We start from the raw sequence: 23159 nt of genomic DNA, 5'->3' as shown, positions 1-23159 counted from the left end.
AACTAAACTTCGTGAGGCAATAAGTGTGAACTTGTTGCAAATTGAGGTGGAATCGCGAAAACTATCGTCCTCTCGAGTTATTAAACTCGAGAGGATTTTTTTATGGAGGGATGTCAACATGATTCAATATATTGAACAAATTTTACCAGCGTTATTATCCGGAACAAAAATGACTTTATCAATCTTCTTTTGGACCCTAATTGTTTCAATTCCGCTAGGTGCTTTAGTGGGAATGGGATTAATCAGCAAATTTAAACCGCTTGTCTGGTTACTTAATCTATATGTTTGGCTAATGCGTGGTACGCCATTGCTGTTGCAATTAATATTCGTTTTTTACGGGTTGCCGATTCTAGGAATTATTTTCGAACGTTACGATGCCGCAATCTTCGCATTCATTCTGAATTACACTGCTTATTTTGGTGAAATTTTTCGTGGCGGCTTTCAATCAGTACCGCGTGGACAATTTGAAAGCGCCCGCGTGCTACGATTGAGTTATGGGCAAACAATTCGCAAAATTATTATTCCACAGGTTTTTAAAATTGTATTACCTTCTATTGGAAATGAAGTCATTAATTTAGTTAAAGATTCTTCGTTGGTTTATGTGATTGGCTTGGGAGACCTACTACGAGCAGGAAATGTTGCAACTGCTCGGGATGTTACTTTAATCCCACTAATCTTGGTTGGTATTATCTATTTAGCTTTGACTGCTGTATGTACTATTGTGTTGAAGATCATTGAAAAGCGTTCCAACGTTTGGCAATAGGAGGGGAATTACAATGTTAGAGATAAAAAATCTTACTAAGAAATTTGGTACCAAAACAGTCATTGATGACCTTTCTATGACTGTTAAGGATAATGAGATTATGGCAATCGTAGGACCATCAGGCGCTGGAAAAACAACCCTTTTGCGGTGTATTACCGGTTTGGAACATGTCAATTCAGGCGAATTTTTCTGGAATGGCACGAAATTTGATCCGGCAGAAACCGACCAGAAAAATACGATTATCGGAGTTGTATTTCAAGATTATCAACTGTTTCCAAATTTAACTGTCATGGGAAACATTACCTTAGCGCCAACATTGGTTAAGAAGGAACCTTTGTCAAAAGTGACAACTGATGCAAGAGAGCTGCTCAAGCGCTTAGGATTGGAAGGTAAGGAAAGCCTTTACCCATACCAGCTTTCCGGCGGTCAGAAACAACGGGTAGCAATTGTTCGAGCATTGGCAATGAGCCCCAAAATTCTATGTTATGATGAGCCAACTTCAGCACTTGATCCTGCATTACGTGACGAGGTTGCTGAAATTATTCTTAGTTTAAAAAAACAAGAAATGACCCAAATTGTTGTGACTCATGATATGGACTTTGCCCAAAATGTTGCTGACGAAATTAAACGGGTTGAGCAAATCGATTAGGAAGAGGGGTTAATTATGTTTAAAATAATCAAAAAAAGCCCATTAATCATTGCTTTACTTGTGTTTGTGCTAATCCTTTCGGGATGTCGATATGAAAATCGAAAAAAATTGGATACCAATCCAGACACTTGGTCCGTTGTTCAAAAGCAGAAAAAAATTGTGATTGGTCTTGATGACAGTTTCGTACCAATGGGTTTTCGAACTAAAAGTGGTAAGATTGTTGGCTATGATGTTGATTTGGCAAAAGCTGTTTTTAAGCAATATGGGATTAAAGTTGACTTTCAGCCTATTGATTGGTCAATGAATGTGACAGAGTTAAGAAACGGGACAATTGATCTCATTTGGAATGGTTTTTCAATTAATCCACAGCGATCAAAGAAAGTAATGTTTAGCAAACCGTATCTTGTTAATCGGCAGGTTCTAGTGACTAAAAAGAAAAGTGACATTCATAATTTCGGGGATATGCAGGGAAAGGTTGCTGGTGTTCAGTCAGGATCAGCAGGCGCTATGGATATTGACCAAAAGCCTAAATTATTAAAAGATAAAATAAAAAATCATTCACCAATTTTATATGACTCTTTTACCGATGCATTTATTGATCTTAATGCTAATCGGATTCAAGGATTATTGATTGATAGTATTTATGCGGGGTACTATATTGGTCATCAGAAAAATCGGAACAGTTATGTGACAATTCCCAGTGAATTTCCAAAAGAGTACTATGGAGTTGGGATTCGTAAAGGAGATACGGTACTTAAACAAAAAATTGACGCTGGACTTGATCGGTTAGCTAAAAGTGGTCAATTGGCCAAAATCAATAAAAAGTGGTTTGGGACGAATGCTAATAGTCCTTTGATAAAAAACTAGTTTTCATTAGTTTTGTGATTTAGGCTAATAATGACTTGCCTTTTACAACTAAGGATGGATCCGATTAGAAGACTGATTTTATTCAGTTTTTAACCGGATCTTTTCTTTTATGCTGGTGCCGATACCATAATTGGTATGTGTAATTATAACCATGCTTTTATTTTTGTATTTTTTGTTATTATTTACATTTAATATTGAGATTTATGTCGATTTATTCTAGTATGAAAATTGTGACTAATTGAGGAGGTACTGCATTGGAATATCAAGTTGCTAATGGCGTCAAGTTAAGAACCATTCATACGACAAAATTTAAGAATACAAAAATTTTGATTAATTTTACTTTTCCGGCACATTCTCAAAATTATGGAAAATTAGCAATGTTGGCGGAGCTATTACAAAATTGTTCGGCTAAGTATCACAGTGAGTTATTAGTTTCAAGACAATTATCAAGAATGTATGGCGCAAGTTACGGTGTTACAGTTTTGCGATATGGTAATCAGCATACTCTCCAGATTAAGATTTCCTTTCCAAATGATAAATATCTTCCCTCTAAGGAACGATTAATGACCGAGATCTTGGAATTCTTGGAAGAGATGATCGAAAAGCCTTATATTTCAGGCGTAGGTTTTAATCAAGCATATTTTGAAATTCATCAGAATAATCTTGTTAATTATCTAAATTCCATTGCAGATAACAAGGAGTACTATGCCGTTCTAAAATTACAGAAGTTGTATTATCCAAATGATCCTGATCACGGGAACTTTCTTCTTGGTAGTGGCCGTGAGATTAGTGAGCTTGATTCAAAATCACTTTATAGTTTTTATCAACAAGTTATGAAAACATCAGCTATAACTATTCTAGTTGCTGGTGAAATTGATGATCAAGAGGTTTTACAAGGCGTTGAACATTTCCGGTATTTTGTTGATCGACCGGTTACTAAATATGAATTGCGAGTGATGCCCCAGCCAGTGGAGAGCCTCCAAAGTGCAAATGAAAAGATTGATGGTTCGCAATCAATCCTAAATGTTGGTTATGAACTACCAGTTTACTTTGGGGATGAGCAATATTTTCCAGCAGTTATCTTTAACCAATTATTTGGAAGCTCAACCAGGTCTTTGCTATTTACAAATGTCCGCGAAAAGGCAAGTCTAGCTTATGATATTCATAGCAGTTATAATTCCTTGGCAGGGATTGTGACAGTTCAAGCAGGGATCGACTATCAAAATGAACAGCAAGTACTAGAATTAATTCCTGCTCAAATCACTAAATTGCTGCATGGTGATTATTCTGATCAACTAATGGATGGTGTTAAGCAATCAATGATTAACCAGCATCGTTCGGAAGCAGATCATCTTTCCGCGGTTATTGAAAAACGCTATATTCAACAAATTATGAATATTGACTATCCCGACACTGTTTGGGAAGAACGAATTAATTCAGTAACGAAAGACGATATTAAGAAGATTGCTGCGAAAGTTAAATTGAGAGCGATCTTTGCACTAAACAGTCAGGGGGCTAACAATGAAAATAATTCATTATCATGATTATGACGAGCAATTGTTGGTTCAAAAACTCCCAAATGGACTAACTGTTTATTTGCAGCCTAAATCAGGGTTTAACAAAACGACAGCAATTCTAGGCGTGAACTATGGGTCAACGGACCAATCCTTCATCCTAAATGGGAAAAAAGTTGTTCAACCTGCTGGAATTGCCCATTTTCTTGAACACAAGATGTTTGATAAGAAGGACTATGATGTCTTTGAGCTTTTTAACAAAACTGGTGCGCAATCCAATGCCTTCACCAGCTTTACCAGAACAAACTATTTGTTCTCGACCACGGAATCATTCAAAGATAATTTGAATATCCTTCTTGATTTCGTTCAAATTCCTTATTTTACCAAGGAAAAAGTTAACCGAGAAAAGGGAATCATTGATCAAGAAATTAACATGTATAAAAACGATCCCAATAATCAGGCTTATTTTCAAACAATTCGGCAATTATACCCGGATTCTGCATTATCAAATGATATTGCTGGATCATCTAAAAGCGTTGATAGCATTACACTAGATGATGTTGAGCTGGCCTATCAAACATTTTATCATCCAAGTAATATGTCACTCTTCATCACCGGGAAACTGGATCCTGATGAAACCTTGAGTTGGATTATTGACAATCAGGCTCGAAAAATATTTTCTCAAACGCCTCGGATAGAACGGATTAACAACTATTCAGCCACTCTCTTCGAAGCTGTTCACACCGACCTCATGAATGTCTCTAGAACAAAAGTATCCGTTGGCTTGCGTGGAAATGACCAGGTTCCGACTGGTCGAGATAGTTTGAAGTACGAAATTGGTTTATCAATTATGTTCGATTTATTCTTCAGTGAAAACGCAATTGAGTATGATAGACTATATCATAGTGGTGTGATTGATGATTCGTTTTCATGGGAGTTTGAAAATGAACGTGGCTTTCATTTTGCGATGTTGAGTGGTGATACCAGTCAACCATCTATATTCGTTCAGGAAATCAAAAAGATTATCAAAACAATTCCCGCTAAAGTAAGTGAGTTGCAAGATGAATTCCAACTTCAAAAAAATGAATTATTTGGTAATTACATTTCAATGATGGATTCTGAGGAGGCAATTTCGAGTCAATTTGATGGATTCCTAGGTGAACCCCTAACCATTTATGATGAGGTTACGATTCTTAAACAATTAACGTTGAAAGATGTTCAAATGATTTCAGAACGCTTTCTTAATCATTTATCGATTCAAGTAGAAGTTATTAAGAATCACCAATGACTTATGAATTATTTAAAAATGGCCTGAATTTGTCATATGATATACTTGAGTTGGTAAAAATTAATATCTATGTAATGGAGAATGAGTATGAGCGACGAAAAAGATAAGTTAACAATTGGAAAAAAATTGCATGATGCTCGAGTGGCTAAAGGATACACACTTGACGATTTACAAAAAAATACAAAGATTCAAAAACGTTATCTAATTGCAATTGAAGATAATGATTTTGATGCATTACCGGGTGAGTTCTATGTTCGCGCATTTGTTAAACAATATGCTGACTCAGTCGGTCTCGATGGTAGTGAACTGTTAAGTCAATTTGACACCAAATTACCCGATACTGAGGATCCTGAATATGTTGATCGAGTTAATAGTGATAATCCCGAAACACGATCCGCCCAACGAAAAGTTGATCAACGAAATGAGAAGATTCGCCGATATATTCCAATTGTATCGGTTTCTGTTGTGGTACTCGTTATTTTGATTGCCATCTGGGTTGCAGCAGCTCACAGCACTCGTAATACGGACAAAACTCAAATTGAAACAAGTAAGGTTTCTGTTTCAAGTAATAAAAAGTCGTCTGCAGAGACGAGTTCCAGCTCTGCAAAGAAGGCCAAGAAAACTAAAAAGCCAACCAAAAAGATCGCCTTTACCAAATTAACGGATTCTGGCAGTAATGTGACTTACCGAGTCAGTGGGGCACCTAAAAAGATAGCAATTAAAATTGCAACAAAGGGTAGTGGCAGTGCCTGGTCATCAGTAAGTGCAAATGGAACAACCTTATGGCAGGCTGCTTTAGCCGGTGGAAAATCGCACACAGTTAGTCTTCCAAGTAGCGTGACCACCGCAACGGTTAACACTGGCAATGCACCACAGACGGTGATTTATGTTGCTGGTAAAAAATTAAAGCTGACTGATCCAACAGATGGCAGTTCCAATCAGGTTCGAGTAATCACTCTACAATTTGGTAAAGCAAGTGCAACTTCCAGCGCTACTAATAGTTCCACTACTACAGGGACATCAACCACAACTGGCACGACCAGCTCCAACACAACTGGGACAACGGGAACTCAGGGGAGCACTGGGACTACCGGAACCACCTCAAATTCATCTAATACAACTGGTGCGACTGGTAACACAGACACGACTGGTGGAACAACAAATAACTCATATTAGAGAATGATGGTTGGAGGCTAATCATGAATTTACCTAATAAATTGACAGTGTTTCGAATTATTTTAATTCCATTTTTTATTTTAATCTTGGCAGTCCCGATTTTCTCTGGAAATGTGACAATCGCTGGTACAGTCATCCAGAATGCAAGGTGGATTGCTACTATTATTTTTGTTGTTGCTTCGTTAACTGACTTTTTAGATGGTCAGATTGCCCGTCGTAATAATTTAGTGACCAACTTTGGCAAGTTTGCCGACCCGTTAGCGGATAAGATGCTAGTGATGACTGCTTTTATTTTCTTGACAGCGTTCAATAAAGTTCCCGCATGGGTGATTGCAATTATTGTTTGTCGGGAACTTGCGGTGACAGGGCTTAGATTAATAATAGTTGAAAATGATGGTCAGGTGATGGCGGCGGCGTGGCCAGGTAAAATTAAAACGTCAACCCAGATGCTGGCAATTATTCTGTTGTTTTTGAATAACGTACTCTTTTCAGCAATTCACATACCACTTGATCAAATTCTTTTGTACATTTGCCTATTTTTCACAATTTACTCAGGAATCGATTATTTTGTTCAAAACCGATCAGTCTTTTCAGATTCCTTTTAGAAGTTTTCAAATTTCATTTTGGATATATTTAGTAGGCAAAGACTCAAAAGTAATTTCTTCAAAAATTAATGTTTTTAACTGTTGCAATAACTTTACAATCTATTATTTTTGGATGCACAATTAAGGCTGGGACAAAGAAAATTTGTTGCCAGTCTTAATTTGGCTCAAAGCAAGCAACCAGTCAAAACGGGTTAGTGTCTTTAATCGATTTTTAGGTAATTATTTTTCAATAATTACTAGTAGCATTTAATTAACGATAGTTACAAGTAATCCAGATGCTTAATTTTAAATTAAGTGGCATCTTTTAAATGAAAAGAGCCTTAATCTTCGTAGTTATATAGTATGAAGGGAGTCATGATACAAATGTCATTAGAAAAAGAGTTAGTGAGTCAATTACTTAAAAAGCACATTACAATTACTGCCGCTGAAAGCATTACTGCTGGTAAATTTCAAAGCACTTTAGGTAATGTACCAGGTGTTTCAGAAGTGTTCGAGGGTGGCTTTGTTACTTATTCAAACCATGTCAAGGAGCAGTTATTAAATATTCCCAATGAAGTCATTGATGAAAATGGTGTGGTGAGCGAACCAACTGCTATTTGGATGGCAAATCAATCACGGAGCATTATGAACAAAGACTTAGCGGTTTCATTCACTGGCGCAGCCGGTCCAGACTCGTTAGAAGGCAATCCGGTTGGGACAACTTGGATTGGCATTGCTTTTGGAACCCATCAAACTTATGCTAAAAAGTTTCAGTTTAAGGGTCAACGTAATGATATTCGCGAAGCTGCGGTGGTTGCTGGACTAAAAATGGCAATTGAAGCAATTCAATAATCAAATTAATCGAACTTTTGTTCGCTTTTTTATTGATTTTTCTAATGATCATTAGTATAGTTAACTGGTAAACTTTTCTGTTTTAGAAAATGGGAGGAATTCAATGGCTGACCAAAGGAAAGCAGCTTTAGATAAAGCTTTAAAAAATATTGAAAAAGAATTTGGTAAGGGTTCCATCATGAGAATGGGTGATAAAGCCGATACAGAGATTTCAACAATCCCAACTGGTTCGTTGGCACTTGATGAAGCTCTTGGCGTTGGTGGTTATCCCCGTGGTCGGATTGTGGAGATCTACGGACCAGAAAGTTCTGGAAAAACAACTGTTGCACTTCATGCAGTGGCCGAGGTTCAAAAGCGTGGTGGAACCGCCGCATACATTGACGCAGAGAATGCCTTGGATCCTGTTTATGCAACCCATTTAGGGGTCAACATTGATGATCTGCTTTTATCACAACCTGATACTGGTGAACAGGGATTACAAATTACTGATGCCTTGGTTACAAGTGGTGCTGTGGATATTGTTGTCATTGACTCAGTTGCAGCATTGGTTCCACGTGCTGAAATTGAAGGCGAGATGGGCGATGCTCACGTTGGACTGCAGGCTAGACTAATGTCGCAAGCGTTGAGAAAATTGTCCGGAACCATTAGTAAGACAAAAACAATTGCAATTTTTATTAACCAGATTCGTGAAAAAGTCGGTGTTATGTTTGGTAATCCAGAAACGACACCTGGTGGACGTGCATTGAAATTTTATGCAACGATTCGCCTCGAAATCCGTCGTGCAGAACAAATTAAAGATGGCACAAATATCATTGGAAACCGGACACGGATTAAGGTCGTTAAGAACAAGGTAGCGCCACCCTTTAAAAAGGCTGAAGTTGATATTATGTATGGCAAGGGAATTTCTCAATCAGGTGAATTGGTTGACATGGCTGTTGATAAGGATATCGTTGACAAATCTGGATCGTGGTATTCGTATGGTGATGAGCGAATTGGTCAAGGTCGTGAAAATGCTAAGTCATATCTTGAAGAGCATCAGGATATGTATGATGAAATTCTTAGGAAGGTTCGTGATGCTTATGGCATTCCAGATGAGACTGATAATAAAGCCAATAGTAAATCATCCAGCAAACCTTCTGACAAAAAGACACCTCAAAAGCCAGATAAGAAGCCAGAACCGGCTGACAATATCGATTTAAATATTGGTAAGTAACTGACTGTTGTGAAATTTCATTAAGCGTGAATTTGAATTATCCTGGGACTGAGATTGAGTATCATACTCACATCTTAGTCCTTTTTGAATGGAACAAAACTTAGCGAAGATTTTTAATGGGTGAGAGCGGAGCGGGACAAAAGGCGCTTAACTTCCAGAGATAACAGGATTATCCGAATGTACTCTGAACGGAATAATTGAATATTAGATGACGCGGCCGAAAGTTGACTTTTGTCACACATTTTGCTCTGTAATAATCGTGTTTGTTTATATTAACAGACACTGGTCAAAACGATTATTTTCCCAACCTCAGGAAGCAAATTAAACACATCATATAACAAATCAATTATTAATATTTATTTGTATTACCCAATTATTGTTTCCGACGCGATAAGATGATTGACACTGCGGTGCATAAACATTAAAATGAGAGTTGTGTCAATAATCAAATAACATCTTATAATTGATTTAGAAACAATCATTTTATGATGATTTGGAGGTGAAGCCATGAGTATGGCTGGAGTAATCCTCGCAATCATCGCTATTATTGTTGTCGGTTTTGTTGGTATTATTAGTTTTGTTATCGGAAAGTCTGCACAAAAAAAGATTCAGGAAAGAGAACTTCATACAGCAACTGGTTCGGCAAATGGTATTTTGGCTGAAGCTAAGAAAAAAGCCGAGACAGTCGTGAAAGAAGCAACTTTATCCGCTCAAGAAAAGAATCATCGCTATCGTTCAAAGATTGAAAAGGAATTAAAAGAGCGACGTGCGGAAATTCAAAAACAAGAGGATCGATTGTTGCAGCGAGAAGAAGCTCTCGATCGTAAAGATAGTGCTTTCGAACATCGTGAGAGTACCCTCAATCGTAAAGAGCAAAAGATTAATCGTGAACAACAGAATTTAATTACACAACAAGAAGAAGCAAACTCACTTATTGCAAAGCGTCAGGCTGAAGTTGAAAAAGTTGCTGCGTTTACTCAAGACGAGGCACGTGACTTAATTTTAAAAGAGACTAGCGATCAGTTGGCGGAGGAGAAAGCAAGGATGGTAAAAGAAAGTTACTATCAGGCTCAAACCGAAGCTGATGAAAACGCAAAGAATTTAATTGTTGAAGCAATTCAGCAAAGTTCTGCTGATATTGTGTCTGAAACGACTGTATCAGTTGTCAGTCTTCCGAATGAGGATATGAAGGGTCGAATAATTGGCCGTGAAGGTCGTAACATTCGAACTTTTGAAACATTGACTGGTATTGATCTAATTATTGATGACACGCCGCAGGCAGTTGTATTAAGCGGTTTTGATCCGATTCGGCGAGAGGTTGCCAAGATGACGCTTGAAAAGCTTATCAAGGATGGTAGAATTCATCCGGCACGAATTGAAGAAATGGTTGATAAGAGTCGGAAGGAACTTGACGAACGAATTCAAGAAATTGGTGAAGAGACACTATTTGATTTGGGAATTCATTCAATGAGTCCTCAAATGATCAAGTTAGTGGGCCAATTGAACTTTAAGATTTATCATGGTCAGAACTTATTAGGCCATTCAATTGAAGTTGCAAAATTGGCTGGTGCTTTTGCTGCAGAATTAAGTGAGGATGTTACTTTAGCTAAACGCGCAGGATTATTACACGATATCGGAAAAGCTGTTAACAACGGTGTCCAAGGTTCACATGTTCAAGTTGGCGTTGATTTGGCCAAAAAGTATCATGAAAGCCCCGTAGTTATTGATGCAATTCAAGGTTATCAAGAAGGTCACAAACCAGAAACTATTATTTCTGAGCTTGTATCTGTTGCTGAAAAGATTGCAGTGTCGCGTCCAGGCGCGCATAGTGATTCCCTTGAAAGCTTTGTTCATCGTTTGGATAGTCTGGAAAAGATTACCGATGGCTTTGACGAGGTTCAAAAGAGTTATGCAATTCAAGCTGGTCGAGAAATCAGAGTGATTGCCAAACCCGAAGAGATTACGGACACTCAGGCAATTGTTCTTGCCCGCAGGATTAAACAAAAGATTGAAACTGAGATGAAGTATCCGGGTCATATTAAAGTAACTGTGATTCGAGAGATTCGTTCAGTCGAATACGCAAGGTGAAAGATCAGTTATTCTGATCTTTTTTCTTTTATAAATGTTAAAATTAGCAAAAGAAAACTAGAGGATATCGAGGGAATTTTAATGCGAGTGCTTTTTATTGGTGACGTTGTGGGTAACAAGGGTGTCTCAATGATCAAGAATTATTTGCCGAAGATTAAGCAAAGCGTCAGACCACAAGTGACAGTTGTCAATGGTGAAAATGCAACGGCGATGGGACGAGGAATCAGTCTGAGCATTTATAAGGAATTAATGAGCGACGGTGTCGATGTGGTCACCTTAGGGAATCATGCGTGGAGTAATAATGAAATCTTGGATTTTATTGATGATGCCAAACGATTAATCCGACCATATAATTTTCCACGGCGAACAACACCAGGTAAGGGATATACCATGATTAACGTTAACGGTCAGCAATTGGCTGTTTTGAATTTCCAAGGCCGGGTTTTTATGGATAATTTGGATGATCCATTTGCCTTGGCAGATGAACTGGTTGACAAACTCAGTCAACAAACAAAATGTATTTTTATGGATTTTCATGCAGAAGCGACAAGTGAAAAATTAGCAATGGCGAAGTATCTTGATGGCCGAATTTCTGCAGTGGTTGGGACACATACTCACGTTCAAACCAATGATGCGAGAATTTTACCAGGAAAGACGGCCTTTTTAACGGATGCGGGGATGACTGGTCCGGCTGATGGGATGCTAGGAATGCGTCCAGAAAACGTGATTGGCAGATTTTTGAATCAGCGTCCTGCAAGATTTGAAGTGCTTGAGGATGGCCGGGGCATTATTTCTGGATGCTTTGTTGATATTGATGATAAATCGGGTCATGCAACTCATATTGAACCAGTGATGTATACCGATGACCGAATGAGTTAAGTTTATTTTATAGATCGAGATTTATGCAAGAAAGTTTGTCTGAATAATTTGCACATATATTTTTTAAATAAGGGGACCTATTTTTGTCAAAAAAAGAATTAACACCAATGATGGTACAGTATCAGAAAATCAAAGATCAGTACCCTGATGCATTCTTATTTTACAGACTTGGTGATTTTTATGAAATGTTTAATGATGATGCGATTAAAGGGTCACAGTTGCTTGAATTGACGCTTACTAATCGCAGCCGGAATGCAGACAACCCTGTTCCAATGTGTGGCGTTCCTCATAAAGCGGTTCAAAATTACATTGATATCTTGGTTGACCAAGGGTACAAAGTTGCAATCTGCGAACAAATGGAAGATCCTCGATTAGCTAAGGGAATGGTTAAACGTGCGGTAATTCAGTTAGTGACACCAGGGACCCAAATTGATATTGGTACTGAAAATGCGAAAACAAATAATTATTTAACGGCGGCTCAGTATGACCCTAAATCTCAAGGATTTGCATTTGCGTATGCAGATTTGTCAACTGGTGAACTAAAGGTAGCCAAGCTGACGAGTCAGGCTGAGCTAATTAATGAATTAGTCTCATTGCAGACAAAGGAAACGGTGGTTGATAAGGATCTACCTCAACAAATTGAAGAGACCATCAAAAAACTGGGAATTTTGATTTCTCATCAACCTGAATTGCCTGTTCAAGCATCAACCAGTTACCTCTCACAGGATGTTTCTAATTCAGCCTTAAAGCAGATAGTGAAGTTGTTACTGGATTATATCCAGACAACCCAAAAGCGAAGTCTCCAACATTTAAAGCGAGCTGTTGTCTATGAACCGTCTGACTATTTGGAATTAGACCATAATTCGCAGTATAATTTGGAACTCACAAAAAATATTCGCACTGGTAAAAAGGCGGGGACGTTATTGTGGTTATTGGACCAAACAAAAACAGCTATGGGGGGGCGGAAATTAAAGCAGTGGATTGAACGACCGCTTGTCAATCGAAGAAAGATAAATGAGCGTCATGATGCTGTCGCTATTTTATTAGATCATTATTTTGAGCGAAATCAGCTTCAAGATGAGCTGATTAAGGTTTATGATCTAGAGCGGTTAGCTGGTCGGGTTGCTTTTGGCAGTGTTAATGGGCGCGACTTGATTCAACTGAAAACTTCATTACAACAAGTCCCTAAAATTAAATATATTTTGGATCAAATCGCTGATCATAGTTTTGATGACATATTAAAAAACGTTGTGCCACTTGATGATATTGTCGATAAAATTGATTCGGCAATTGTTGAGGAACCGCCAATCTCGGTAACCGATGGCGGTGTTATTAAAGATGGTTATAATGATCAACTGGATAAATACCGGGATGCAACTAATAATGGTCAAAAATGGCTGGCACAACTTGAAGCTAAGGAACGCCAGGTAACGGGAATTAATAACCTAAAAGTTGGTTTCAATCACGTTTTTGGCTATTACATCGAAGTTACCAAAGTTAATTTAAGCAAGATTCCGGCCAACCGTTACCAAAGAAAGCAAACATTGGCTAATTCTGAGCGATTCTCAACACCTGAATTAAAAGAAAAAGAAGCTTTAATTTTAGAGGCCCAGGAACAAAGTAAAACACTTGAATACAAACTATTTGTTGCCGTCAGAGATGAGATAAAGAAGTCCATCAAACGAATTCAGGATTTAGCCGATGCAATCGCGTCGATTGATGTTTTGCAAAGCTTTGCCGCGGTGAGTGAGGAGTATCGGTTCATTCGTCCAAGTTTGACAACCAAACATGAGGTTACAGTCAAGGATGGCCGTCATCCAGTTGTGGAAAAAGTTTTGGGCCATCAGCAATATGTTCCCAATGATGTTAGTTTAGGGGAAGATACCAGTGTGTTGTTAATTACCGGACCCAACATGTCAGGAAAGAGCACATACATGCGTCAAATGGCATTAACCGTTATTATGAATCAAATGGGTTGTTTTGTTCCAGCAAAAAAAGCGGAATTACCCGTTTTTGATAAAATATTTACTAGAATTGGTGCGGCCGATGATTTGATTTCTGGGCAAAGCACATTCATGGTTGAAATGAAAGAGGCTAACGACGCCATTGAAAATGCAACTCCAAATAGCTTGATTCTGTTTGATGAAATTGGTCGCGGAACTGCAACATATGACGGGATGGCATTGGCCCAAGCAATTATTGAGTATGTTCACAATAATATTGGTGCTAAAACACTGTTTTCAACTCATTATCATGAATTAACCGTTTTGGATGAGTCATTAAAACAGTTGCGAAATGTCCATGTTGGTGCTACTGAATCAAACGGGGAACTTGTTTTTCTTCACAAGATTCAGCCGGGACCAGCAGATAAATCGTACGGTATTCATGTTGCTAAATTAGCGGGTTTACCCAACCCTTTGCTACACCGGGCAAACGCAATTCTCAGTCGATTAGAGGAGCAGGCTGATGAGAAGCAGGAGCGTAAGAATTATCAGCAAACCGCCAAGACAATGGCAGCCAAGGCCGAGACACCGCAAAGGGAATCAGAAGAGCAAATTTCACTTTTTCCACTGGAACAGATTGATGATACACAGGCCGATGTTGTTTCTCAGTTAAAAAATTTGGATTTAATGTCTAAAACCCCAATGCAAATTATGAATCAAGTTTATAAGTGGCAGCAAAAGATGAACAAAGAATAAGGTGGTTGATTTGAAAAAGATTCGTGAATTACCAACAATTTTAGCCAATCAAATCGCGGCTGGTGAAGTGGTCGAACGTCCCGCCTCAGTTGTCAAAGAGTTGGTAGAGAATGCAATCGATGCCGATAGTACAGAAATTGATGTGACTATTGAAAATTCCGGCCTTAAGTTGATTAAAGTGGTTGATGATGGTAACGGAATTGACAAGTCTCAGGTGCAGACGGCGTTTTTACGCCATGCGACCAGCAAAATTTCTGAACAACGGGATCTGTTTCGAGTTCGAACATTGGGCTTTCGTGGTGAAGCTTTGCCAAGTATTAGTTCTGTGGCAGACGTTACCATGAAGACTTCAACCGGTTCAGTAGGCACTGAAGTCACTTACAAAGGGGGCAAACTGGTTTCCCAACAGGCATCCGAATCTCGTAAAGGGACCACGGTTGCCGTTAGTTCATTATTTTATAACACACCGGCAAGATTAAAGTATTTAAGTTCACCAAATACCGAATTATCTAAAATATCCGATATCGTGAATCGATTGGCTTTGAGTCATCCTGAAGTGGCCTTTTCATTGATTAGTAATGGCCGTGAACTTTTGCGGACCTCTGGAAGGGGTGATCTTCTCCAAGTCCTTGGCTCAATTTACGGAGTTAAAACGATTGCTAAAATGCAGCCAATCAAGGGAGATGACCTTGATATTAAAATTGGTGGTTATGTCAGTTTGCCTGAACTAACCCGGTCCAGTCGAAATTACATTTCACTTATTTTGAACGGCCGGTTCATTCGTAACTTTCCGTTAACTAAAGCCGTAATCAACGGCTACGGTTCAAAGTTGATGATTGGTCGTTTTCCGATTGCAGTTATTACCATCAATGCTGATCCTGCTTTGATTGATGTTAACGTTCACCCAACGAAACAAGAAGTGCGGATAAGTGATGAGCCTAAAATTGGCAGTTTAATTTCAACGGCGATTCAGCAAATGCTATCGGATAAGAACCTAATTCCCGATGCTACTCGTGACTTCAAGAAACCGTTTGATGCCACTCCAAGACAATTTAACGTCCCAATAGCCGACCAAAGTCGACCGGCAGATCAAGCACCACTATTTACTGCCAAACCTCAGCCCGTCTCAGTTGCTGATCAGCCTGAAGTTGATCCAATTGTTGTCCGGACAAAGGAAGACTTAAAAAGTGATCAAGTGGCAAAATTTGATTCCTTACTTGAAGCTGAGCCAACGTCAGTACCAATCTTTGATAACAGCAGCCACTCAAGCTTTAGTGATGCTGCTTCAATCACAAAATCTCAGCCAAAACAGTCTGAATTGGTCGCGGAATCCGGATTCCCCCAATTAGAATACATTGGCCAAATTCATGGCACTTATTTAGTTGCTCAGACGGCCGAAAACATGTATTTGGTTGATCAACATGCGGCACAGGAACGGATTAATTATGAACATTATCGTAAAGCAATTGGTGAAGTATCCGAAGATCAGCAAAAATTATTAGTCCCAATTGTGTTAGATTATTCAACCGCTGATTTTCTTCTAATTAGTGACCATTTTGATCTGTTGAAAAAGTTGGGAATTCATCTTGAGCCGTTTGGTCAAAACAGCTTTATTGTTCGCGAGCACCCAATGTGGTTCAAAGCAGGACAGGAAGAAGATACAATTCGGGAAATGATCGATTGGATTTTGTCGGATCATAAAATTTCGGTTGCAGCTTTTCGAGAAAAGACGGCCATCATGATGAGTTGTAAAAGGGCTATCAAAGCTAATCACCATTTAGATCAACGGCAAGCACAGGCCCTTCTTCAACGATTACCGAGTTGCGAAAATCCATACAATTGTCCGCATGGTCGACCAACATTAGTTAAGTTTAGTAATGAGGATATTGAAAAAATGTTTAAGCGAATTCAGGATTCTCATCGCACCGATGAAGAAATATTTTAAAATTGGTTTCGAACGGATTGCGAGTTATGATACAATTTATTGGCAAACATATGTTTAGTTAAGAGGAGTAGCCAATGTTTGAATTCTTAGAAGGAAATGTAGTCGATGTCACTCCCACACACATTGTGTTACTGGTCGGTGGTGTTGGTTATCTAGTCTATACGGCCGATCCGTATCGGTTTACGGTTGATCCTGAAAAAAAGGTTCGGGTTTATATTTATCAATCAGTTAGTGATACGGCAATTTTACTTTATGGCTTTTATGATCAGGAAGATAAACAAATTTTTGAAAAATTAATTGCTGTTTCCGGAATTGGGCCGAAAAGCGCCTTGGCTATTTTGGCCGGCAACGACCGAGATGGCTTGGTAGCAGCAGTTAACAATAAGGATGTTAAATTTCTGACTAAATTTCCAGGAGTCGGTAAAAAAACGGCGCAACAAATTATCCTGGACTTGCAAGGAAAATTTGAAGGTATCTTACCCAATACGGTGGATTCAATAAGTCATACCAATCAAAATTCAAATTCTCAAGAACTATCTGATGCACTTTCAGCACTTGCTGCATTAGGATATAGTACTAAACAGATTGATGGGATTAAAGCTGAGCTATCTCAAAAGGATGGTTTATCAACCGATCAATATTTGAGCTTAGGCCTAAAGCTATTAATGCATTGAGGAGGTAAGAAAATTGACCAATTCAAAAGACGATCGACTGATTTCTCCAGAAACCGAGGATTCACAGGAATCGAATATTGAAAAAACACTTCGGCCTCAGATGCTTAATGAATATATTGGTCAGGATGATGTTAAAAATGAATTGAATGTTTATATCAAGGCCGCTAAGCAGCGAGAAGAATCATTGGACCATGTTTTGCTATATGGCCCACCTGGACTTGGAAAAACGACATTAGCAATGGTGATTGCGAATGAAATGGGCGTTCACATTCGAACAACCAGTGGACCGGCAATTGATAAACCGGGTGATTTGTTGTCATTATTAAATGAGCTTCAGCCTGGAGATGTTTTGTTTATTGATGAAATTCATCGGTTGCCAAAAGTTGTCGAAGAAATGCTGTATTCGGCAATGGAAGATTTTTATGTGGATATTGTTGTTGGTCAGGGTTCAGGAGCTCACCCAATTCACTTTCCGTTACCGCCATTTACTTTAATTGGGGCAACAACCCAGGCGGGGATGCTATCTGCACCATTACGGGATCGGTTTGGGATTGTCGAACATATGAATTATTATCACGTTGCCGATCTGGAAAGCATTGTAAAACGAACGGCTGACATCTTCCAAATTCCAATATTAAAATCCGGTGCCCATGAGATTGCATTACGCTCCCGAGGAACACCACGAGTTGCCAATCGCCTATTAAAACGAATTCGTGATTTTGCACAAGTTGCTAAAAAAGAAAATATTGATCTGAATATTGTCAGGTATGCCCTTCAAAAGTTAAAGGTAGATGACCTTGGGCTGGACGATACTGACACTAAGCTACTTCAAACGATGATTCGTTATTACGATGGTGGTCCTGTAGGATTAAACACGTTGGCTGCTAATATTGGAGAAGAAACGGATACAATTGCTGAAATGTATGAACCGTATTTATTACAGATTGGATTAATTAAGCGAACAGCTAGGGGTCGGATGGTGACTCACAAGGGCTATAAGCATTTAAACTATCCAGTCCCTAAGCCGGACGAAAGGAATTAGAATTTTGAAAACTAACTATACACTTGAGGACTTTGATTATGACCTGCCACATGAATTGATTGCCCAGACACCGATTAAAGATCGTGATGAATCACGCTTATTAGTTCTTGACCGAAAATCTGGTGATATGCAGGATCGTCGATTTTACAACATTATTGATTACTTAAATCCCGGAGATGCATTGGTTATGAACGATTCAAAGGTCATGCCTGCTCGAATCTATGGCGTCAAAGCGGATACTGGCGCAAATTTAGAAGTCCTTCTCCTACACAATATCGAAGGCGATCGCTGGGAGACATTGATGAAGCCTGCCAAACGGGCCAAGGTGGGAACGGTTATTGACTTTGGTGAAGGTCAGTTAAAAGCGGTTGTTACCAAAGAATTAGACCATGGTGGCCGAGAAATTGAGTTTAAATATAAGGGAATTTTTATTGAAATTCTTGAACGTTTAGGAGAAACACCACTGCCACCTTACATTAAGGAAAAATTGGATGATCCAGATCGTTATCAAACGGTTTATGCTAAAGAGATGGGTTCAGCCGCTGCGCCCACTGCCGGTCTGCACTGGACCAAAGAGTTACTTCAAAAAGTGGCCGATAAAGGTGTTCATCTTGTTTATTTAACTTTGCATGTTGGTTTAGGAACTTTTCGCCCAGTTGATGAAGAGAATATTGAAGATCATAAAATGCATAGTGAATTTTATCGACTTTCCCAGGATGCTGCTCAAACATTGAATCAGGTCCGGGATAGTGGTGGCAAGATTGTTGCGACCGGGACGACCTCAATTCGAACACTGGAAACCGTTGGGACAAAGTTTGATGGTGCTATTCACGCTGATTCGGGATGGACGGATATTTTTATCAAGCCCGGTTATGACTGGAAAATTGTTGACTCATTTATTACCAATTTCCATTTACCGAAGTCAACTTTGGTGATGTTGGTTGCTTCGTTTACAGGTCGAGAAAATATCTTGAACGCTTATCAACATGCCATTGAAGAGAAGTATCGGTTCTTTAGTTTTGGGGATGCTATGTACATCCACTAGGAGGATTTTTATGCAACCAGCGATCACATATCGCTTGATCAAAAAAGAAAAACACACGGGTGCCCGGTTGGGGGAGATTACGACACCTCACGGAACTTTTAGAACACCAATTTTTATGCCCGTTGGAACTCAAGCAACCGTTAAGACATTGGCCCCCGAAGAATTGGACAAAATGGGTGCCACGATTGTTTTGGCGAATACCTATCATCTTTGGCTACGTCCTGGAGAAGATATTGTCCAGCAAGCAGGTGGATTACACAAGTTTATGAATTGGAACAAGGGAATTCTAACTGATTCTGGTGGTTTTCAAGTGTTTTCGCTAGCTAAAAATAGGGATATTACTGAAAAGGGCGTCACCTTTAAAAACGAAATTAACGGAGCTAAAATGTTTCTATCTCCAGAAAAGGCAATTCAAATTGAGAATGCACTTGGTCCTGATATTATGATGAGTCTGGATGAATGCCCACCATTCTTTGAATCCTATGATTATGTTAAAAAATCAGTTGAGCGAACCAGTCGGTGGGCGGAACGTGGACTCAAAGCCCATCAAAATCCAGATTGGCAGGGATTATTTGGAATTGTTCAAGGTGCTGGATTTGAAGATCTTCGTAAACAGTCGGCGAACGATTTAGTCAGTCTTGACTTTCCCGGTTATTCAATTGGTGGGTTATCAGTAGGCGAATCGAAGTCAGAAATGAATCGAATTCTGGAAGCAACGACACCATTACTTCCGGAAAACAAACCAAGATACTTAATGGGTGTTGGTGTAACGGATTCATTAATTGATGGTGTGATTCGTGGCGTTGATATGTTCGACTGCGTCCTACCAACTCGAATTGCCAGAAATGGGACAGTGATGACTTCTCACGGTCGATTGGTTGTTAAAAACGCAGCATATGCGCGTGATTTTCGACCGCTTGATGATCACTGTAATTGTTATGCCTGCCGAAATTATTCCAGAGCTTATATCAGACATCTGGTTAAATCAAATGAAACATTTGGTCTAAGACTGTGCAGTTACCATAACCTGTATTATTTAATTCATCTGATGAAACGGGTTCAGCAAGCCATTTTGGATGATAATTTATTAGACCTTAGAGCGGAAGTATTTGAACAATATGGTTACAATCAACCCAATGCTAAAAACTTTTAACTATGGACGATTAGTCAGTTATTTGGTACAGTATGTATATTAGAAAGAGTGGGTGAAAAATATTGAATGGTTCGTATACCTCGATTTTAATGATCGTTGTTTTGTTTGCTTTAATGTATTTTCTGATGATTCGTCCTCAGAGAAAACAACAGCAAAAGCGTCGTGATCAATTATCTAAGATTAAGCCAGGTGATCAGGTCGTGACAATTGGCCGGTTACATGGTGTGGTCGATGAAATTAACGAAGCAGAAAAGACGGTTACCCTTGATTGTGATGGGATTTATCTGGTATTTGATTTGAGTGCCATTGCGCAAGTTAAACAACCGGCCATTACCGCTACGGCGACTGCTAACGCAAATGATCAAACTGATGCTAGTGATACTGCAACTCATCAGAATACAGCTGACAGTCAGTCCAGTGATGCTGCTAAAAGTGATGCTGCTGATTCAAAGCCTGATACTGATGATGACAGTAAACCTGAAGCAAAATAATTGAGTGCAACAACGATCTGGTTGGAAACAGAACAATTTGTTTTGTCCCAACCATTTTTTTACCGCCAACAAGAACGTACGTTTGTAAACGGAATGTGAGAGTTGATAACCATGGATGCAATTAAAAGAAAAATTATTCATGTTGATATGGATGCTTTTTATGCTTCGATTGAAGAACGTAAGGATCCGTCGTTAAAAACTAAACCGCTGATTGTCGCTAAGGATCCGCGTCGAACTGGTGGCCGAGGAGTTGTGGCGACTGCAAACTATCACGCTCGTCGGTTTGGTGTTCATTCAGCAATGAGTTCGCAAAAAGCTCTGGAATTATGCCCACAGGCAGTTTTTCGCTTCTCGGGGTTTGATCTTTATCGCGCAGTATCGAAACAAATTCACGATATTTTTCGCGAGTATACGGACGTGATTGAGTCAGTCGCACTGGATGAAGCGTATTTGGATATTACTCATAATAAGCTAAAAATTTTTGATTCAATTCAAGTGGCTAGGATGATTCAATCAGAAATTTGGGATCAAACACATTTAACTTGTTCGGTCGGTGTGTCTTATAACAAGTTTTTAGCTAAAGAGGCATCCGACTATGCAAAGCCGGTTGGATTAACAATTATTGATCAGCGAGATGCTATCGAATTTTTAAAAAAATTGCCAATTGAACGTTTCCGTGGTGTTGGTAAAAAGACTGCACCAAAAATGCAGGCTCTTCAGATTTCTAACGGTGCCGACTTGTTACAGTGGTCGCAGATGGATCTTATTAAACACTTTGGTAAATTTGGCTATGTCTTATACGAGCGTGCCAGAGGAATTGATCCACGCCCAGTAGAATACCTGCGGGAACGAAAGTCGATTGGAAAGGAACGGACATTTGGACCGGCAATCGATAATCAAACGGCAATTGACAGCCAACTACAACGAATTGCCGAGATGGTTGCGCAAACAATGGACGAGAAAAAGAAGCATGGTAAAACACTTGTTCTAAAGATTCGCTATAAAGACTTTTCAACGTTTACCAAACGGGTAACCTCAGATAATTTTTTAACCAATAATGCGGCAGATTATTTTGCAATGGCCAGTGACTTATTAGCTCAGATGCCTGATATATCTGTAGGAGTTAGATTGCTTGGGATTACAATCACCAATTTGGCTGATTTAACTTATGAAAATATTATTCTCGATTTGTTTCATTAGTTTAAATGAGAGTAACCATGATGGTTTATATTATATTTAATCTAATGTATACTTAAGTGTTCAACAAAAAAGTAATGGAGTAATTAAAAATGTCAATTCAAGATCAAATTTTAAATGCAATTAAAAAATATCAAACCATTATCATCCATCGGCATAAGCGACCGGATCCGGATGCTATCGGTTCACAGATGGGATTAGCTCAAATTATTCAAGCATCATTTCCAAGCAAAACTGTTTTGTGTGCCGGCAAACAGTATCACGGTTTTGACTGGTTGGGAAAAACAGATGAAATTTCAGATGACCAGTACAAAGAAGCATTAGTTATCGTAGTAGATACCGCTAATCAGCCCCGAGTTGATGATGATCGTTATTCGAAGGGCAAGATGCTTATCAAAATTGACCACCATCCAAACGATGATGCATTTGGAGATTTAATGTGGGTTGTCCCAGAAGCTTCGAGCACGTCAGAATTAATTTATGATTTCTTTGATGCCAATCAAAAAGAGCTGACGTTACCGGCTGAAGGAGCCCGGCTTTTATATGCTGGAATTGTTGGTGATACCGGCCGGTTTATGTATCCGTCAACGTCGCCGCACACGTTAGCTGTTGCTTCCAAATTAACAACTTATGATTTTTCGGCAAGCGAGGTTAATAAAATCGAAGATGAAATCGATATCCCATTAGCTCGACTTTCGGCATATGTTTATGAAAACCTGACGATGTTGGATAGCGGCGCGGCATATTTGGTGCTTTCAAACGATGTCCTGGAGCCCTTTAAGTTAGGAGACGATAGCACATCAGCAGTTGTGCCATTGCCTGGAAAAATTAAAGAGGTTATGAGTTGGGCAATTTTTGTTCAGCAAAAGGATGGCACATTTCGGATTCGGCTTCGTTCAAAGGGGCCCGCAATTAATGAGTTGGCTAAGAAATACGGCGGCGGTGGTCACCCACTTGCCAGCGGTGCCGTTGTTGAAAATGAAGACCAAATCAAAGATTTTGTAAAGGATCTAAATGACCTTGTCACAAACAACAAGTAG

The 23159-nt window shown here is 39.1% G+C and carries 20 protein-coding genes; all 20 read left to right on the top strand.

What is annotated here, in order from left to right; translation table 11 throughout:
• Positions 1-118: 118 nt before the first annotated feature.
• A complete protein-coding gene (locus FC85_RS01740; protein WP_057863847.1) occupies positions 119-763 on the top strand; it encodes an amino acid ABC transporter permease in 645 nt (214 codons plus the stop codon).
• Positions 764-776: 13 nt separating this feature from the next.
• A complete protein-coding gene (locus tag FC85_RS01735; protein WP_057863846.1) occupies positions 777-1412 on the top strand; it encodes an amino acid ABC transporter ATP-binding protein in 636 nt (211 codons plus the stop codon).
• Between the two features lie 15 nt (positions 1413-1427).
• Entirely contained in the window at positions 1428-2279 is an 852-nt protein-coding gene (locus FC85_RS01730; protein ID WP_057863845.1) for an amino acid ABC transporter substrate-binding protein, read from the top strand.
• Between the two features lie 254 nt (positions 2280-2533).
• Positions 2534-3823 carry an EF-P 5-aminopentanol modification-associated protein YfmF gene (gene yfmF, locus FC85_RS01725; RefSeq protein ID WP_057863844.1) on the top strand — a complete coding sequence of 430 codons (1290 nt, stop codon included), beginning with the start codon at positions 2534-2536 and terminating at the stop codon, positions 3821-3823.
• Entirely contained in the window at positions 3801-5081 is a 1281-nt protein-coding gene (gene yfmH / locus FC85_RS01720) for an EF-P 5-aminopentanol modification-associated protein YfmH (protein WP_057863843.1), read from the top strand. The genes yfmF and yfmH overlap by 23 nt, the downstream gene beginning before the upstream one ends.
• Positions 5082-5168: 87 nt before the next feature.
• Positions 5169-6257 (top strand): helix-turn-helix domain-containing protein, encoded by a 1089-nt coding sequence (locus tag FC85_RS01715; RefSeq protein WP_057863842.1) that lies wholly within the window; start codon positions 5169-5171, stop codon positions 6255-6257.
• Between the two features lie 23 nt (positions 6258-6280).
• On the top strand, positions 6281-6862 hold the full coding sequence (gene pgsA, locus FC85_RS01710; protein ID WP_057863841.1) for a CDP-diacylglycerol--glycerol-3-phosphate 3-phosphatidyltransferase: 582 nt from the start codon (positions 6281-6283) through the stop codon (positions 6860-6862).
• 363 nt (positions 6863-7225) lie between these two features.
• On the top strand, positions 7226-7693 hold the full coding sequence (locus FC85_RS01705; protein WP_057863840.1) for a CinA family protein: 468 nt from the start codon (positions 7226-7228) through the stop codon (positions 7691-7693).
• A 103-nt stretch (positions 7694-7796) separates the two neighbouring features.
• A complete protein-coding gene (recA, locus tag FC85_RS01700; protein WP_057863839.1) occupies positions 7797-8906 on the top strand; it encodes a recombinase RecA in 1110 nt (369 codons plus the stop codon).
• A gap of 507 nt (positions 8907-9413) precedes the next feature.
• Complete coding sequence (rny, locus tag FC85_RS01695; protein WP_057863838.1) at positions 9414-10994, top strand: ribonuclease Y; 1581 nt, start codon at positions 9414-9416, stop codon at positions 10992-10994.
• 81 nt (positions 10995-11075) lie between these two features.
• On the top strand, positions 11076-11873 hold the full coding sequence (locus FC85_RS01690; protein WP_057863837.1) for a TIGR00282 family metallophosphoesterase: 798 nt from the start codon (positions 11076-11078) through the stop codon (positions 11871-11873).
• 83 nt (positions 11874-11956) lie between these two features.
• A complete protein-coding gene (mutS, locus tag FC85_RS01685; RefSeq protein WP_186825052.1) occupies positions 11957-14572 on the top strand; it encodes a DNA mismatch repair protein MutS in 2616 nt (871 codons plus the stop codon).
• 1 nt (position 14573) lies between these two features.
• Positions 14574-16517 (top strand): DNA mismatch repair endonuclease MutL, encoded by a 1944-nt coding sequence (gene mutL / locus FC85_RS01680; protein WP_057863836.1) that lies wholly within the window; start codon positions 14574-14576, stop codon positions 16515-16517.
• 74 nt (positions 16518-16591) lie between these two features.
• Entirely contained in the window at positions 16592-17191 is a 600-nt protein-coding gene (ruvA, locus tag FC85_RS01675; protein ID WP_057863835.1) for a Holliday junction branch migration protein RuvA, read from the top strand.
• Between the two features lie 13 nt (positions 17192-17204).
• A complete protein-coding gene (gene ruvB, locus FC85_RS01670) occupies positions 17205-18233 on the top strand; it encodes a Holliday junction branch migration DNA helicase RuvB (RefSeq protein WP_057863834.1) in 1029 nt (342 codons plus the stop codon).
• A 4-nt stretch (positions 18234-18237) separates the two neighbouring features.
• Positions 18238-19278 (top strand): tRNA preQ1(34) S-adenosylmethionine ribosyltransferase-isomerase QueA, encoded by a 1041-nt coding sequence (queA, locus tag FC85_RS01665; protein WP_057863833.1) that lies wholly within the window; start codon positions 18238-18240, stop codon positions 19276-19278.
• Positions 19279-19288: 10 nt separating this feature from the next.
• Positions 19289-20431, top strand: a complete 1143-nt coding sequence (gene tgt / locus FC85_RS01660) for a tRNA guanosine(34) transglycosylase Tgt (RefSeq protein ID WP_057863832.1) — start codon at positions 19289-19291, stop codon at positions 20429-20431.
• A gap of 89 nt (positions 20432-20520) precedes the next feature.
• Positions 20521-20922, top strand: a complete 402-nt coding sequence (gene yajC / locus FC85_RS01655; RefSeq protein ID WP_057863993.1) for a preprotein translocase subunit YajC — start codon at positions 20521-20523, stop codon at positions 20920-20922.
• A 111-nt stretch (positions 20923-21033) separates the two neighbouring features.
• Complete coding sequence (gene dinB / locus FC85_RS01650) at positions 21034-22122, top strand: DNA polymerase IV (protein WP_057863831.1); 1089 nt, start codon at positions 21034-21036, stop codon at positions 22120-22122.
• Between the two features lie 89 nt (positions 22123-22211).
• Complete coding sequence (locus tag FC85_RS01645) at positions 22212-23159, top strand: DHH family phosphoesterase (RefSeq protein ID WP_057863830.1); 948 nt, start codon at positions 22212-22214, stop codon at positions 23157-23159.

The organism is Lentilactobacillus diolivorans DSM 14421, assembly GCF_001434255.1.
Taxonomy (GTDB): Bacteria; Bacillota; Bacilli; order Lactobacillales; family Lactobacillaceae; genus Lentilactobacillus; species Lentilactobacillus diolivorans.
Note: the sequence above shows the minus strand (reverse complement) of the source record. Positions and strands in the feature narration are given on the sequence as shown.